The sequence below is a fragment of the Streptomyces siamensis genome (assembly GCF_039543605.1).
In the GTDB taxonomy this organism is placed as follows: Bacteria; Actinomycetota; Actinomycetes; order Streptomycetales; family Streptomycetaceae; genus Streptomyces; species Streptomyces siamensis.
This window is the reverse complement of the sequence record NZ_BAABKB010000043.1, coordinates 56,303-70,300: the sequence shown is the minus strand read 5'-3', so window position 1 is coordinate 70,300 and position 13,998 is coordinate 56,303. Positions and strand designations below refer to the sequence as shown.

The following is a 13,998-nucleotide window of genomic DNA, read 5'->3' as shown; positions in this document are numbered from 1 at the left end:
GGCCACGGGCACGCAACGATTCGTCCAGTGCCGCGCAACGGGTCCTTCTTGTCCGGCCGAGCCCGCCGACCGTACCGTCTATCTGGCCCCCCAAACCCCTCCGTACCGGTGAGGAACACGCATGCGCACAGCCCTGCTCCAGAGCTCCGGCCGCCCCGGCTCGGTCGTCGAGAACCTCAAGGTGCTCGACGAGGCCGCGGGCCGTGCCGCCGCAGCGGGCGCCGGGCTGCTGGCCACGCCGGAGATGTTCCTCACCGGGTACGCGATCGGCGACGACGTCGCCCGCCTCGCCGAGCCCGCGGACGGCGACTCCGCCGACGCGATCGCCGAGATCGCCACCCGGCACGGCGTGGCCGTCGCCTACGGCTACCCGGAGCGCGACGGCGAGCGGGTCTTCAACTCCGCGCAGCTGATCTCCGCCGACGGCACCCGCCTCGCGAACTATCGCAAGACGCATCTCTTCGGCTGCTTCGAGCGCGACCACTTCACGCCCGGCGAGCAGCCCGTCGTCCAGGCCGAGCTCGGCGGCCTGCGTGTCGGCCTGATGATCTGCTACGACGTCGAGTTCCCGGAGAACGTGCGCGCGCACGCGCTGGCCGGCACCGACCTGCTGATCGTCCCGACCGCGCAGATGCATCCGTTCCAGTTCGTCGCCGAGTCCGTCGTCCCGGTGCGGGCCTTCGAGAACCAGATGTACGTCGCGTACGTCAACCGCACCGGTCCCGAGGGCGAGTTCGAGTTCGTCGGGCTCTCCACGCTGGCCGGGCCCGACGGGATCGCCCGCGCCCGGGCCGGCCGCGGCGAGGAACTGGTCCTCGCCGACGCCGACCCCGTCCTGCTCGCGGACTCGCGCGAGACGAACCCGTACCTGAAGGACCGCCGCCCCGGCCTCTACGGGTCCTTGATCTGACACCCCGCCGCCCCGGCGCCCCGCCCCCGCCCCACCGGCCAGCCCCGCACGCTTTTCCCGCTAGGAGTCCGTACCCCATGACGTCCACGGTGCCCAACGCCGTCCAGCACGCCGACGTGCAGCAGCCGCCGATCACCATGTTCGGCCCGGACTTCCCCTACGCGTACGACGACTTCCTCGCGCACCCCGCGGGGCTCGGCCAGATACCCGCGACCGAGCACGGCACCGAGGTCGCGATCATCGGCGGTGGTCTCTCCGGCATCGTGGCCGCCTACGAGCTGATGAAGATGGGTCTCAAGCCCGTCGTGTACGAGGCCGACCAGATCGGCGGCCGGCTGCGCACCGTGGGCTTCGACGGCTGCGACCCGTCGCTGAGCGCGGAGATGGGCGCGATGCGCTTCCCGCCCTCCTCCACCGCGCTCCAGCACTACATCGACCTGGTGGGCCTCGAGACCCGGCCGTTCCCCAACCCGCTGGCCGAGTCGACGCCTTCCACGGTCGTCGACCTCAAGGGCGAGTCGCACTACGCCGAGACGATCGACGACCTGCCGCAGGTCTACCGCGACGTCGCCGAGGCCTGGAACAAGTGCCTCGAAGAGGGCGCCGACTTCTCGGACATGAACCAGGCCATGCGGGAGCGCGACGTGCCGCGCATCCGCGAGATCTGGGCGAAGCTCGTCGAGAAGCTCGACAACCAGACCTTCTACGGCTTCCTCTGCGACTCCGAGTCCTTCAAGTCCTTCCGGCACCGGGAGATCTTCGGCCAGGTCGGCTTCGGCACCGGCGGCTGGGACACCGACTTCCCGAACTCCATCCTGGAGATCCTGCGCGTCGTCTACACCGAGGCCGACGACCACCACCGCGGCATCGTCGGCGGCTCCCAGCAGCTGCCGCTGCGCCTGTGGGAGCGCGAGCCGGAGAAGATCGTCCACTGGGCGTACGGCACCTCGCTGGCGAGCCTGCACGAGAACGGCGAGCCCCGCCCGGCCGTGACCCGGCTGCACCGCACCGCGGGCAACGGGATCACCGTGACCGACGCGGACGGCGACATCCGCACCTTCAAGGCCGCCGTGTTCACCGCGCAGTCCTGGATGCTGCTCTCCAAGATCGCCTGCGACGACTCGCTCTTCCCGATCGACCACTGGACGGCGATCGAGCGGACCCACTACATGGAGTCCTCGAAGCTCTTCGTGCCGGTCGACCGGCCGTTCTGGCTCGACAAGGACGAGGAGACGGGCCGGGACGTCATGTCGATGACGCTCACCGACCGCATGACCCGCGGGACCTACCTCCTCGACGACGGCCCGGACAGGCCCGCCGTCATCTGCCTCTCGTACACGTGGTGCGACGACAGCCTGAAGTGGCTGCCGCTGTCGGCGAACGAGCGCATGGAGGTCATGCTGAAGTCGCTCGGCGAGATCTACCCGAAGGTCGACATCCGCAAGCACGTGATCGGCAACCCGGTGACCGTGTCCTGGGAGAACGAGCCGTACTTCATGGGCGCGTTCAAGGCCAACCTGCCCGGTCACTACCGTTACCAGCGGCGCCTGTTCACCCACTTCATGCAGGACGGGCTGCCCGAGGACAAGCGGGGCATCTTCCTGGCCGGAGACGACATCTCCTGGACGGCAGGCTGGGCCGAGGGCGCCGTGCAGACCGCGCTGAACGCGGTGTGGGGCGTCATGCACCAGCTGGGCGGCGAGACCGACGCGACCAACCCGGGTCCCGGCGACGTCTACGACGAGATCGCACCGGTGGAACTGCCCGAGGACTGAAAACGTCCGGCGCGGGCAGGCCGGGCCGATCCCGCCCGCCCGCGCCGGAGTCAGATTCCGCCCGCCCGCGCCGGAGCCGGACTCCGTCCGTCGGCGGCGACGTCAGATTCCGGCCGCGCGCGCCGCGGTGTACACCTCGGCGGCCACGTCCTTGAGCTCCTCGGCGTCCCGCACCGAGCTCTGGAGGTCGAGGAAAATCTCGTCGAAGCCGAGCTCCGCGTGCGCCGCCAGATCCTCCACGATCTGGTCGACGCTGCCCTGGAAGGGGTGGCGGTGCTCGCCCTCGTACGCCTTCGCCGAGTACCGGGCGTTGGTGCGCAGCACCGTCTCGATCGGCCGGGTGCGACCGCGCTCGGCGGCCAGGTCCTGCAACTGACCCCACTGTTCGGTCAGTTGCCCGACACCGAGACCCACGGGCATCCAACCGTCCGCCACATCGACGAGGCGGCGCCGGGCCTTGGGCGAGCCCGCGGCCAGCAGGATCGGGATGGGACGGGCCGGCTTGGGACCGACCGCGGCCGACGCGATCCTGGTGACCTTGCCGTCGTAGACCACCGGGTCCGGGCCCCACACGGCGCGGCACACGGCGATGATCTCGTCGAGGGCCTCGCCGCGCTCGGCGAAAGGCCGTACGGACGCCGCCGCGTACTCGTCGTGCGACCAGCCCGTGCCCAGGCCCGCGACGACGCGTCCGCCGCTCGCCGCGTCGAGCGTGGCGAGGGACTTGGCGAGCTGGAACGGCACGTGCAGCGGGGCGATCAGCACGCTGGTGCCGAGCCGGGCGCGCTCGGTGGCGGCGGCCGCGAGGGTCAGTGAGACGAGGGGTTCGGCGACCCCGCGGTACGACTCGGGCCAGGGGAGCCCCTCGATGCCGTACAGCCCCTGGGTCGGGGGATCCGGGAACAGGGCCCGCTCGAAGACCCACAGGCTGTCGTACCCGATCCGCTCGGCCGTGCGAGCGACCTCGGGCACGTCCCGCCCGAGGTCGTACTGCTTCATCTGGGGGAGACCGAGGCCGAGCCGAGTCGCCATACCTTTGCTCCTTCGCATCCGGGTGTGCCCGTCGATCAACGTACAGCGATCTCCGGGGAGTTCCGGCGATCCGGGCGCGGCGTGGCCGGATCAGTCGGGCAGCGGCGTGAGCATCATCCGGCCGGCGAACCCGACCGCCGCGTCGAGGCGCTCGGCGAACTCATCGGCCAGATCGGCCAGTTCGCGCAGTGCCCAGAGGGCCCGCGCCGCCGCCCAGGTGGCGTCGCGCGCCCGCTCCAGGCTCCACGAGCCGAGCAGATGGGTGAGCGGATCGGCGATCTGGAGCAGGTCGGGGCCCGGCATCAGATCTTCGCGGACGCGTTCCTCCAACGAGACGAGGAGGTCGCCCACGCGGTCGAACTCGTCCTCCAGATCGGCCGGTTCGCAGCCGAGCGTACGACAGGTGTCCACGACCGCGAGCGCCAGATCGTGCCCGATGTGCGCGTTGATGCCCGCGAGCGCGAACTGCAGCGGACGTACGCCCGGATGGCGGCGGAACTGGAGCAGGGGCCGCCAGCAGGCGGGCGCGCGCCCCTCCTCCGCCACCGTCAGATAGCGCTCCGCGAACCGTACGTCTAGCGCTGTCGTGGCCCGCCGGTCCGGGAAGTCACCGGCCTCCAGACGCCGGCCGACCTCCTCGGTGACGGTGAGGTAGACGCGGTTGAAGACGGCGACGCCGTCCCGCCCGGGCAGCCTCGCGTCGAGGGCGCGCATGCGGGAGACGACGGTGCCCACCGTGCCGACGGGATCGCTGAACTGTGCCGACTGCGCCATGGGGGCAGCGTCCCAGTCCTAGGCTGGCCGCAGTGCCGCCGGGCCGGACGCTTCCCCAGAACGGGGGAACCGTCCGTGGCGGGAGTGGGGGGGGAGCAGTACGTGTCAGGCTTGCGTGCCCAGCGGCTGGCCGCGCGGAGGGTCGAGCGCAGGCGCACCGCCCGGCGCGGTGCGATGGTGGTGGCGGCCTCGGTCGTGGTCGCGGTGGGCGGTGCTACGGGAGTCCTGTCCGCGCTCGACGGTCACCGCCCCTCCGACGAGGCAGGGCCGACGGTGACGAGTTCACCTCGCCTGCTGCCCCTGCCCGCCGTGCCGCCGCCGACGACCGCCTCGGCCTCGCCCTCCCCGTCGGTGTCCGCGTCCCCGAAGCCGCGCCCCGCGCCCTCTGCGACGAGGAAGCGGACCAAGACCGTCGCGGCCGCGCCCCTGCTCTACCGGCATCCCGACTCGCAGGTCCTCGACTGGGTCCGGGCCCACCCCGGCGACTCCCGGCGGGCGGTCATCGAGTCCCGGATCGCCGACCGCCCGGCGGCGGTGTGGTTCGCGGACTTCACCCCGTCGACCATCACCGCGCGGGTCAGGGCCGTGACGTCGGCCGCCGCCGCGCAGGGCCGGGTCCCGGTCGTCGTGCCGTACGCCGTCCCGCAGCGCGACTGCGGCGGCGCCTCGGACGGCGGGGCGCCCGACCTGGCGGCCTACGACGGCTGGATCGACAGGTTCGCGGCGGGCCTGGGCTCCGGCGAGGTCGTCGTGATCCTCGAGCCGGACGCGATCGCCCAGTCCGACTGCCTCTCGGAGGGCGAGCAGGCCGACCGGTTCGCCTCGCTGGCCCGCGCGGGGCGTGTTCTCAAGGCCGCCGATCCCAAGGCCCGGGTCTACTACGACGCGGGACACTCCGACTGGAACCCGGCGGCCGAGCAGGCCTCGCTGCTCGATCAGGCGGGGGCCGCCTCGCCCCGTTCCTCCGACGGCATCTTCACGAACGTGTCCAACTTCCACCGGACGGCCGACGAGATCGGGTACGCCAGGCAGGTGCTCGCCGCCCTCGGCGGTCCCGCGAGCCTGGGCGCGGTCGTCGACACCAGCAGGAACGGCAACGGCGCGCCGGCCGACGGCGAGTGGTGCGATCCGGCGGGCCGGAAGATCGGACAGGCGCCGACCCTGAACACGCACGAGTCCAGGATCGACGCCTATCTGTGGGTGAAGCTGCCGGGCGAGTCCGACGGCTGCAAGGGCTCGCCGGGCAGCTTCTCGGCGGAGTACGCCTATGAGCTGGCGCGCTGATCCCTGCCCGGCGTGGTCGACTCCGGCCCGTCGTCCGCGTCGTACGAGGAGGTGCCCTCGTCCAGCAGTGGTTCCTGCGTCTTGAGGTGCGCCGGTGCCATCGCGCGCAGCGCGTGGTAGCCCGTGATGACGACGAGGGTGCCCAGCGCGATGCCGTTCAGCGAGAAGTTGTCCGTGAACTCCAGCGTGACGCCGCCGACGCCGATGATGATGCCCGCGGCGGCCGGCACCAGGTTCAGCGGGTTGCGCAGGTCGACCCGGGCGTTGAGCCAGATCTGCGCGCCGAGCAGGCCGATCATGCCGTACAGGATGACGGTGATGCCGCCGAGGACACCGCCCGGGATCGCCGCCACGACCGCGCCGAACTTGGGGCAGAGGCCGAAGAGGAGGGCGAAGCCGGCGGCGGCCCAGTACGCGGCCGTGGAGTAGACGCGGGTCGCGGCCATCACGCCGATGTTCTCGGAGTAGGTGGTGTTGGGCGGGCCGCCGACCGCGGTGGAGAGCATCGAGGCGACGCCGTCCGCGGAGATCGCGGTGCCCAGCTTGTCGTCCAGGGTCTCCCCGGTCATCTCGCCGACCGCCTTCACATGGCCCGCGTTCTCGGCGACCAGCGCGATCACCACCGGCAGCGCGACGAGGATCGCGGACCACTGGAAGGACGGGCCGTGGAAGGACGGCAGTCCGACCCAGTCGGCCTTGCCGACGGCGGAGAGGTCCAGCCGCCAGTGGTCCGTTAGCTTTCCGCTCGCGTCCACCGAGTGGATCTTGCCGAAGATCCGGTCGAAGGCCCAGGAGATGCCGTATCCGAAGAGCAGCCCCAGGAAGATCGCGATCCGTGACCAGAAGCCGCGCAGGCACACCACGGCCAGGCCGGTGAACAGCATGACCAGCAGCGCCGTCCACTGGTCCTGCGGCCAGTACGTGGAGGCGGTGACCGGAGCGAGGTTGAAGCCGATCAGCATGACGACCGCGCCGGTCACGATCGGCGGCATCGCCGCGTGGATGATCCGTGCCCCGAACCGCCGCACGGCGAGGCCCACCAGGAACAGTGCGACACCGACGACGAACACGGCGCCGGTCACCGTCGCGCTGGTGCCGCCCTGGGCGCGGATCACGGCGGCGACGCCGACGAAGGACAGGGAGCAGCCCAGGTAGCTGGGCACATGGCCGCGTGTCGCGAGCAGGAAGATGGCGGTCGCGACGCCGGACATCATGATCGCGAGGTTGGGGTCGAGGCCCATGAGGACGGGCGCGACGAAGGACGCCCCGAACATGGCCACCACATGCTGTGCCCCCAGCCCGATCGTGCGGGGCCAGGAGAGGCGTTCATCGGGGCGGACGACTGCTCCGGGTTCGGGCCTGCGCCCGTCGCCGTGCAGTTTCCAGCGCACGCCGAGGTCCATGGTGTGGCTTCGCTTTCTCTGTACGTGAATCTGTCCGGACCATTGTCAGGGGTAACCAGCCGCCCTACGCTCGCACGGTCTTACTCATGAACCTCGTTCACATGTCTGATCGGAGTGGTCAATGAGTGCAAGATCCCGACTGGGCGTGGTCGTGGCCGCCGTGATCGCCCTGGCGGCCACCGTCGTCCCCTCGGCCACGGCCCACGCGGGGCCCAAGGTTCCCTGGACGGCGGTCCTCGACGGCGCCGCACTCCAGCGGACGAAGGTCCGCCTGGACCACGGGGATCCACAACTCGCCCGCACCCTGAAGGACTTGACGGCCCGCGCAGACAACTGGCTGGGCCAGGGTCCCTGGACGGTCGTCGACAAGCCGAAGCCCGCGCCCGGTGGTGACGTCCACGACTACCTCAGCCAGGCGCCCTACTGGTGGCCGTCCCAGCCCAGGACCGCCGAGAACCCCTGGGGATGCCCCTACGTCCAGCGCGACGGCCAGCGCAATCCCGAGGTCGACACCGGCACCGACCGCCAGGACGTCGAGAAGGTCTTCGACTCGACGTACGACCTGGCGCTCGCCTGGTACTACACCGGCGACAAGCGGTACTCCGAGAAGGCCGGGCAGGTCCTGCGCACCTGGTTCCTCGCCCCGGACAGCCGGATGAACCCGAACCTGGACCACGGGCAGTTCATCCCCTGCAAGTACGACGGCCGGGCCATCGGCATCATCGACTTCTCGCAGTCCTACACCAGCGTCCTGGACGCCATCGCCATCCTGGACACGGGCGCCCCCGGCTGGTCCGAAGGGGACCGCGGTGCGATGCGCGCCTGGAACACCGCGTTCCGTGACTGGCTGGCCGACAGCGCCTTCGGCAAGGAGGAGGGCGCCGCCCAGAACAACCACGGCACCTTCTACGACATGCAGCTCGCCGCCCTGGCCTACGCGACCGGCGACCGGGATCTCGCCCGGCGGATCGTCCTCGACGCCCGCGCCCGGCGCATCGACCCGCAGATCGCCGGCGACGGCAGCCAGCCGCAAGAGCTCGCGCGCACCCGCAGCTGGCACTACTCGACCTTCGACCTGGTCGCCTACACCCGGCTCGCGGCCATCGGCCGGCACGTCGGGGTGAACCTGTGGTCGTACCGGGGGCCGGACGGCCAGAGCCTGTTCAAGGCGGTCGACTACCTGCTGCCCGCCGCCACCGGTACCGAGCCCTGGGGGCATCCCGAGCTCGAGTTCCACCGCTTCGCGGCGAGCGACGTCGTGCACGCGGCCGCCGACGCGGGGGACCGGGCCGCCCGGGCCGCACTGCCCAGGCTGGAGGCGCCTCCCGGCGGTGACCTGTGGGCGCTGCGGCCCGCCGCCGAGCAGCTCGACTCCATCGCGGGCTGAGCCCGCCCGGCCGGGGCTTCTGAGCGTTTGCTTAGGATGAGAGGGTGCCGTTTTCGGCCATGTCCCGTTCGTCCCGTACGTCTCAGGAGCCCCGCCCGTGACCGCCGAAGCCCCCGTCGCCCCCGCCCTGCCGTACGGGCGGCTGCTGCCCGTCACCGTCCACTTCGACGACCTGGACGCCCTCGGACTGCTCCACAACGCCCGCTACCCGGTCATGGTGGAGCGCGCCTGGACCGCGCTGTGGAGCGACCTCGGCTTCGGCTTCGACGGCGACTGGGAAGCGGCGGGCGACTTCTGCAACGCCGTGCGGGAACTGCGCGTCAGCTACGAGGCCCCGGTCAGCAGGCCCGGCGCCTACGCCGTCCACATCTGGCTGGAACGGCTCGGCAACACCGGGCTCACCTACGGCTTCCGCTTCTGCTCGGCCGACGGCACGGTGACGTACGCGCACGGCACCCGTGTCCTGGTCCGGCTCGACGCCGGGACGCTGCGTCCGACCGCGTGGAGCGACCGGTTCAGGGCCTTGGGTCGGGAACTGCTGCGTCCGCAGGGGTGACCGTCGGGCGGTCCCGGTCGCCCGCGCGCAGCACACCCGCCAGCACGGCCAGGCCGCACGCCAGTACCGTCACCAGCCCGAACGACACCACCAGGCTCGTCGCCTGCGCCAGAGTGCCGATCGCGCTCGGCGCGACCAGGCCCGAGGTGTACGTGATGGTGGCGACGCCCGCGATGGCCTGGCTCGGGTTCGGACCGCTGCGCCCGGCCGCCGCGAAGCAGAGCGGCACCACGACCGCGATGCCGAGGCCGAGCAGCCCGAAGCCGCCCATCGCCACGGCCGGATGGTCGGCCACGACGACCAGCAGTCCGCCGAGCACGGCCAGGACCCCGCCCGCCCGTACCGTGCGGACGGCGCCGAATCGGTTCACCACCGTGTCGCCCAGGAGCCGGGCCACCGCCATCGTGAGCATGAAGCCGGTCGTGCACGCCGCCGCGAGACCGGCCGAGGTGCCCAGCTGGTCCCTCAGGTAGACCGCCGACCAGTCGAGGCTCGCGCCCTCCGCGAACACCGCGCAGAAGCCGACCGCCCCGATGAGCAGCGCCGACCTGGGCGGCAGCGTGAAGCGCGGCGGCGGCTCCTCGTCCTCGGTCGGCTTGAGGTCGAGCACCCACTGGCATGCGGCCAGGCCCAGGACGGTCAGCACCGCGGCGGCCAGCGCGTGGTGCAGACGCGCGTCCGAGCCCAGATGTGCGGCCAGCGTGCCGGCCGCCGAGCCGATCAGTGCGCCGGCGCTCCACCACCCGTGCAGGCCCGACATGATCGACTTGTGGAGCCGGTTCTCGACCTCCACGCCCAGCGCGTTCATCGCGACGTCCGCCATGCCCGCCGTGGCGCCGTACGTGAAGAGCGCGAGGCACAGGGTGTACAGGTTCGGCGCGAGGGACGGCAGGATCAGCGCCAGCGTCCACAGCGAGATCAGACCGCGCAGCGCGTTGCGGGCGCCGAAGGTGTGGCTGATCCGGCCCGCCAGCGGCATCGCGACCGACGCGCCGATCGCCGGGAAGGCGAGAGCGAGGCCGAGCTGTCCCGCGCCGAGCGAGGCATGGTCCTGGATCCAGGGGACACGGGTCGCGAAGGAGCCGGTGACCGCCCCGTGCACAGCGAACACGGCGGCCACGGCATACCGGGCGCGCTTCACGTCGCTCATGTCGTAGACCACTTCACCCATCGTGTCGCTGCCCCTCCCGGACGTCCTCCCCATACTGCTGCCGTAAACTATCAGGAACCCTGCCTGATAAATAGTCGACGATGCGGACGCCGGTACCGGAGGACAGGACCGGGCGCCGGACGCCGGGGCCCGTACCCCGGCCGTCCGGGCCGTGTGCCCTGCCACCCCGGGAGGACTCCGTGATCTGGGAGGATCCCGGCATGCCCGCATCCCCGAGCACCGCCCGAGCCATCAACGACCGGCTCGCCCTGCGGCTCCTCCAGCAGGAAGGCCCGTTGACGGCAGGGCAGTTGAAACAGCTCACCGGACTGTCCCGGCCCACCGTCGCCGACCTCGTGGAGCGGCTCACCGCCGCCGGGCTCGTCTCCGTGGTGGGGGAGTCCGGGGAGCAGCGGCGCGGACCGAACGCCCGGCTGTACGGGATCGTCGCCGACCGTGCCCAGCTGGCCGCCCTCGACGTCCGCACCGAGAGCGTCTCCGTCGTCGTCAGCGATCTGCTCGGCGCGGAGCTCGCGCGGGCGTCCCTGCCGATCGCCGACGACACGGGCACCGGACCCGCCGTCGAACAGGCCGTCACCCTGGTCGAACGCACCGCCAAGGAGGCCGGGGCCGAGCGTCTGCACACGGTGGGGATCGGAGCGCCCGGCCTGATCGACCCCGCCAGCGGCGAACTGCGTGACTCCTCCGGTCTGCCCGCGTGGCACCGCCGCCTCGTCGCCGCCCTCCAGGAACGCCTGCCCGCCCGCGTCCTCGTCGAGAACGAGACCAACCTCGCCGCCCTCGCGGAACAGCGCGACGGCGCCGCGCGCGACCGCGACACCTTCGTGCTGCTGTGGCTGGGCCACGGCACCGGCGCGGCCGTCGTCCTGGACGGAGCCCTGCGCCGCGGCGCCTCCGGCGGCACCGGGGAGATCGGCTTCCTGCCCGTGCCCGGCACCCGCACGCTCCCCTCGGCGACGGACTGCGAGGGCGGCTTCCACTCGCTGGCGGGCGCCGCGGCCGTCGCGGCACTCGCCGCGGAGCACGGCCTCGCGGCCGAGTCCGCCGCGCACGAACCGCACGCCGCGGCGCTGGTGCGCGCGGCCGTGGCGGCCCCGGGCGATTCCGGCCCGGTCCGCTTCCTCGACGCCCTCGCCGACCGGCTCGCCATCGGCGCCGCGTCCGTGATCGCCGTGCTCGACCCCGGGTGCGTGGTGCTCGGCGGCGAGGTCGGGCAGGCGGGCGGCGACGCCCTCGCGACACGGGTGGAGGAGCGGCTGCGGCGGATGTCGCCGCTGCCCACCGAGGTGCGCGCGAGCACGCTCGGCGGGGGTGCGGTGCTGCGCGGCGCGCTGCTCACCGCGCGCGACGGCGCGCAGGACGAGCTCTTCGCGGCGCCGGGGAGCGCCGCAGGGCGCGACCTCCTTTAGACCGCGCCCCGAAACGGGTCGCGGTCGCGGACGCCCGCAGGGCAGCTGCCCGCGCGCGGGATGCCAGGCCGCCCGCGCGATCCCCGATACCGGGCGGGCGATCCCCGATACCGGGAGGGCAGACCGCCCGAGTCGTCCCGTACGCCGGAGGTGCTCGCTTCCCGCACGCTCCCTCGAGCCGGGGCAGGCCTCCCGCACGCTCCCGTAGCCCGTGAGGGCAGGCTGCCCGCGTGGTCGCGTACGCTCCCGGACGCCGGTCGGGCAGGCCTCCCGCTCCGTCCCGTACGCCCGGAGGGCTCGCCTCCCCGCAGGCTCCCGTACGCCGAGGGCGCCCCGTCCGCCTCAGGACTCGGTCCGTCCGATGCGTGCCTCGAGGTACTCCTCGAACGTCCCCTTGCCCACCGCATGGTCCGGAGCGAGGTGCCCGCCCGTCCTGAAGGCCCGGTACGTCTTTCCGGCCAGGCGCACATCGACGAGCGGGCGTCGCCTGCCGGTGGCGCGCAGGTAGGCGTCGGCCAGGGAGCGGAAGCCGCGGACCTCGGGGCCGCCCATGTCGTCGACGCGGCCAGCGGGTGCCCCGAGCGACAGTGCGGCGAGCCGGTCGGCGACCTCGGCGACCTCGACCGGCTGGTCCGAGACACCGGCGGGGAGCAGCAGCACGGGCATCTTGGCCAGGGACCCGAGGACCTGGGCCACGAGGTCGTGGAACTGGGTGGCGCGCAGGATCGTCCAGCCGAGCCCCGACTCCTCGATCTGCTTCTCCACGGCCAGCTTGGCCCGGTAGTACCCGAGCGGCACCACGTCCACGCCGACGATGGAGATGTAGACCAGGTGGGACACCGCGGCCTTCCGCGCGGCCGCGATCAGGTGCGCCGCCGCCCGCTCGTCACCCCCGCGGGGAGAGCTCGCGCAATGCACGACGGTGTCCACGCCGGCCAGCGCCGCGTCCAGCCCGGCACCGCCCTCGCGCAGGTCGACGGCGTACGGCTCGGTGTGCCGGCTCAGCACCCGCACGTCGTGGCCGTCCGCCCGCAGTCGCGCGGTGACGAGCCGCCCGAGGGTTCCGGTACCGCCGGTCACCAGGATCGTGGTCATGCTGCTCAGCCCTTTCGACGTCGGCAGCTCCCGTGCGGAGCGCACTTCACCGACTGAGACCGGGCAGCACCCGCGCAATGTGACAACGGCGCGCTACACCCCGGCCAGCTGGCGTCCCACGAACGCCAGCTTGTCCGGGTTGAGCACGCCGCGCATCTGTGTGAACACTCCGTCGTGCGCCTCGAACGAGACGACGACGAAGACCTGGCCGTCGTGCAGTCCGACCAGCGCCGCACTGCCGTTGACCTCGGCCGTCGTGAACTCGGCTCCCGCTTCGATCCTGTTCGTGACGCCCGCGAAGAAGCGCAGGACCTTGTCGCGGCCCCGGATCGGCCGCAGCGCCGCTCTGACCTTGCCCCCGCCGTCGGACCACCAGGTCACGTCCGCCGCCAGCAGCCGCTCCAGGCCGGCCAGGTCTCCTTCGCGCGCCGCTGTGAGGAAGGAGTCCACGAGCCCCTCCTGCTGCTCCGCAGGGGCCTCGAAGCGGGCCTCGGGCACGGCGAGCCGCTGCACCGCCCGCCGGTACAGCTGGCGGCAGTTGGCCTCGCCCAGCGCGAGTACGCCGGCGATCTCCCGGTGGTCGTACGCGAAGGCCTCGCGCAGCACGTACACGGCGCGCTCCGTCGGGGTGAGCCGCTCCAGGAGGACGAGCAGGGCCAGGGACACGGCGTCGCGCCGCTCGGCCGACTCCAGCGGGCCGAGCGTCCCGTCCGAGGTGACGACGGGCTCGGGCAGCCATGTCCCCGTGTAGCGCTCGCGCCGCGCGCGGGCCGAGGCGAGCAGATTGAGACAGAGGTTGGTGACGACCTTCGCCAGCCAGGCGCGCGGCTGTTCGACGGCCGCCCGGTCGGTCCTGCTGAAACGCAGATACGCGTCCTGCACGACGTCCTCCGCGTCCGCGGCGGAGCCGAGCATGCGGTAGGCGAGCCCGAACAGCTGCGGGCGGTGCGTCTCGAACTCGTCGGCGAGGCTTGTCGTCACGCTCCCAGCCTGGCAGAGGCGGTTCCTGCCATGTCCCCGGGCCCGTACGTGTCTTCGGGCCGGCTCGCCCGTGCCGGGAGACCCGGGGCGGCCGGGGTGGGGGACCCGGCGGCGGGGCAAGGGCCTTCGTCACCGCCGCCGGGTCGATCTGGGGGGCACAGCGCAGTGATCGCAGACCCTAAGTGGACTAGACCAGCAGGGTCAATAGGTATGGACCAATA

The 13,998-nt window shown here is 72.4% G+C and carries 12 protein-coding genes; 6 read left to right on the top strand and 6 right to left on the bottom strand.

Annotated elements, in window-relative coordinates; translation table 11 throughout:
* The first annotated feature begins 121 nt into the window (after nucleotides 1-121).
* Together ABEB03_RS39450 and ABEB03_RS39445 are read left to right on the top strand one after the other, a co-directional pair.
* Nucleotides 122-910, top strand: coding sequence for a carbon-nitrogen hydrolase family protein (locus ABEB03_RS39450; RefSeq protein WP_345657794.1), 789 nt, complete (start codon nucleotides 122-124; stop codon nucleotides 908-910).
* A gap of 77 nt (nucleotides 911-987) precedes the next feature.
* Entirely contained in the window at nucleotides 988-2,685 is a 1,698-nt protein-coding gene (locus tag ABEB03_RS39445) for a flavin monoamine oxidase family protein (protein ID WP_345657793.1), read from the top strand.
* 102 nt (nucleotides 2,686-2,787) lie between these two features.
* On the opposite strand, the gene ABEB03_RS39440 is transcribed toward ABEB03_RS39445, so the two are convergent.
* On the bottom strand, nucleotides 2,788-3,717 hold the full coding sequence (locus tag ABEB03_RS39440) for an LLM class F420-dependent oxidoreductase (protein ID WP_345657792.1): 930 nt from the start codon (nucleotides 3,715-3,717) through the stop codon (nucleotides 2,788-2,790).
* Nucleotides 3,718-3,807: 90 nt separating this feature from the next.
* Nucleotides 3,808-4,491: a DUF5995 family protein gene (locus ABEB03_RS39435; RefSeq protein WP_345657791.1), complete on the bottom strand. Its 684-nt coding sequence runs from the start codon at nucleotides 4,489-4,491 to the stop codon at nucleotides 3,808-3,810.
* Nucleotides 4,492-4,665: 174 nt separating this feature from the next.
* Here ABEB03_RS39435 and ABEB03_RS39430 point away from each other — a divergent pair, with 174 nt between their 5' ends.
* Nucleotides 4,666-5,775, top strand: a complete 1,110-nt coding sequence (locus tag ABEB03_RS39430) for a glycoside hydrolase family 6 protein (protein WP_345657826.1) — start codon at nucleotides 4,666-4,668, stop codon at nucleotides 5,773-5,775.
* Here the strand turns inward: ABEB03_RS39430 and ABEB03_RS39425 are convergent.
* Complete coding sequence (locus tag ABEB03_RS39425) at nucleotides 5,757-7,178, bottom strand: uracil-xanthine permease family protein (RefSeq protein WP_345657790.1); 1,422 nt, start codon at nucleotides 7,176-7,178, stop codon at nucleotides 5,757-5,759. The two genes, ABEB03_RS39430 and ABEB03_RS39425, sit on opposite strands and share 19 nt — an antisense overlap.
* A gap of 121 nt (nucleotides 7,179-7,299) precedes the next feature.
* On the opposite strand from ABEB03_RS39425, the gene ABEB03_RS39420 reads away from it, so the two are divergent.
* On the top strand, nucleotides 7,300-8,565 hold the full coding sequence (locus tag ABEB03_RS39420; protein WP_345657789.1) for an alginate lyase family protein: 1,266 nt from the start codon (nucleotides 7,300-7,302) through the stop codon (nucleotides 8,563-8,565).
* Nucleotides 8,566-8,662: 97 nt separating this feature from the next.
* Nucleotides 8,663-9,121 carry an acyl-CoA thioesterase gene (locus ABEB03_RS39415; protein WP_345657788.1) on the top strand — a complete coding sequence of 153 codons (459 nt, stop codon included), beginning with the start codon at nucleotides 8,663-8,665 and terminating at the stop codon, nucleotides 9,119-9,121.
* Here the strand turns inward: ABEB03_RS39415 and ABEB03_RS39410 are convergent.
* Nucleotides 9,081-10,292: an MFS transporter gene (locus ABEB03_RS39410; protein ID WP_345657787.1), complete on the bottom strand. Its 1,212-nt coding sequence runs from the start codon at nucleotides 10,290-10,292 to the stop codon at nucleotides 9,081-9,083. The genes ABEB03_RS39415 and ABEB03_RS39410 overlap by 41 nt on opposite strands.
* A 200-nt stretch (nucleotides 10,293-10,492) precedes the next feature.
* Between ABEB03_RS39410 and ABEB03_RS39405 the strand changes: the two genes are divergently transcribed.
* A complete protein-coding gene (locus ABEB03_RS39405; protein ID WP_345657786.1) occupies nucleotides 10,493-11,701 on the top strand; it encodes an ROK family transcriptional regulator in 1,209 nt (402 codons plus the stop codon).
* A gap of 342 nt (nucleotides 11,702-12,043) precedes the next feature.
* Here the strand turns inward: ABEB03_RS39405 and ABEB03_RS39400 are convergent, their stop codons facing one another.
* Both ABEB03_RS39400 and ABEB03_RS39395 read right to left on the bottom strand, forming a co-directional pair.
* Nucleotides 12,044-12,796, bottom strand: coding sequence for an SDR family oxidoreductase (locus ABEB03_RS39400; RefSeq protein WP_345657785.1), 753 nt, complete (start codon nucleotides 12,794-12,796; stop codon nucleotides 12,044-12,046).
* A gap of 93 nt (nucleotides 12,797-12,889) precedes the next feature.
* Nucleotides 12,890-13,777 carry an RNA polymerase sigma-70 factor gene (locus ABEB03_RS39395; RefSeq protein WP_345657784.1) on the bottom strand — a complete coding sequence of 296 codons (888 nt, stop codon included), beginning with the start codon at nucleotides 13,775-13,777 and terminating at the stop codon, nucleotides 12,890-12,892.
* Nucleotides 13,778-13,998 lie beyond the last annotated feature (221 nt).

What these genes read in the sequence shown, in the direction of transcription:
- ABEB03_RS39450 (WP_345657794.1), top strand. Translation starts at nt 122, where the DNA reads ATGCGCACAGCCCTGCTCCAGAGCTCCGGCCGCCCCGGCTCGGTCGTC.
- ABEB03_RS39445 (WP_345657793.1), top strand. Translation starts at nt 988, where the DNA reads ATGACGTCCACGGTGCCCAACGCCGTCCAGCACGCCGACGTGCAGCAG.
- ABEB03_RS39440 (WP_345657792.1), bottom strand. Translation starts at nt 3,717, where the DNA reads ATGGCGACTCGGCTCGGCCTCGGTCTCCCCCAGATGAAGCAGTACGAC.
- ABEB03_RS39435 (WP_345657791.1), bottom strand. Translation starts at nt 4,491, where the DNA reads ATGGCGCAGTCGGCACAGTTCAGCGATCCCGTCGGCACGGTGGGCACC.
- ABEB03_RS39430 (WP_345657826.1), top strand. Translation starts at nt 4,666, where the DNA reads ATGGTGGTGGCGGCCTCGGTCGTGGTCGCGGTGGGCGGTGCTACGGGA.
- ABEB03_RS39425 (WP_345657790.1), bottom strand. Translation starts at nt 7,178, where the DNA reads ATGGACCTCGGCGTGCGCTGGAAACTGCACGGCGACGGGCGCAGGCCC.
- ABEB03_RS39420 (WP_345657789.1), top strand. Translation starts at nt 7,300, where the DNA reads ATGAGTGCAAGATCCCGACTGGGCGTGGTCGTGGCCGCCGTGATCGCC.
- ABEB03_RS39410 (WP_345657787.1), bottom strand. Translation starts at nt 10,292, where the DNA reads ATGGGTGAAGTGGTCTACGACATGAGCGACGTGAAGCGCGCCCGGTAT.
- ABEB03_RS39405 (WP_345657786.1), top strand. Translation starts at nt 10,493, where the DNA reads ATGCCCGCATCCCCGAGCACCGCCCGAGCCATCAACGACCGGCTCGCC.
- ABEB03_RS39400 (WP_345657785.1), bottom strand. Translation starts at nt 12,796, where the DNA reads ATGACCACGATCCTGGTGACCGGCGGTACCGGAACCCTCGGGCGGCTC.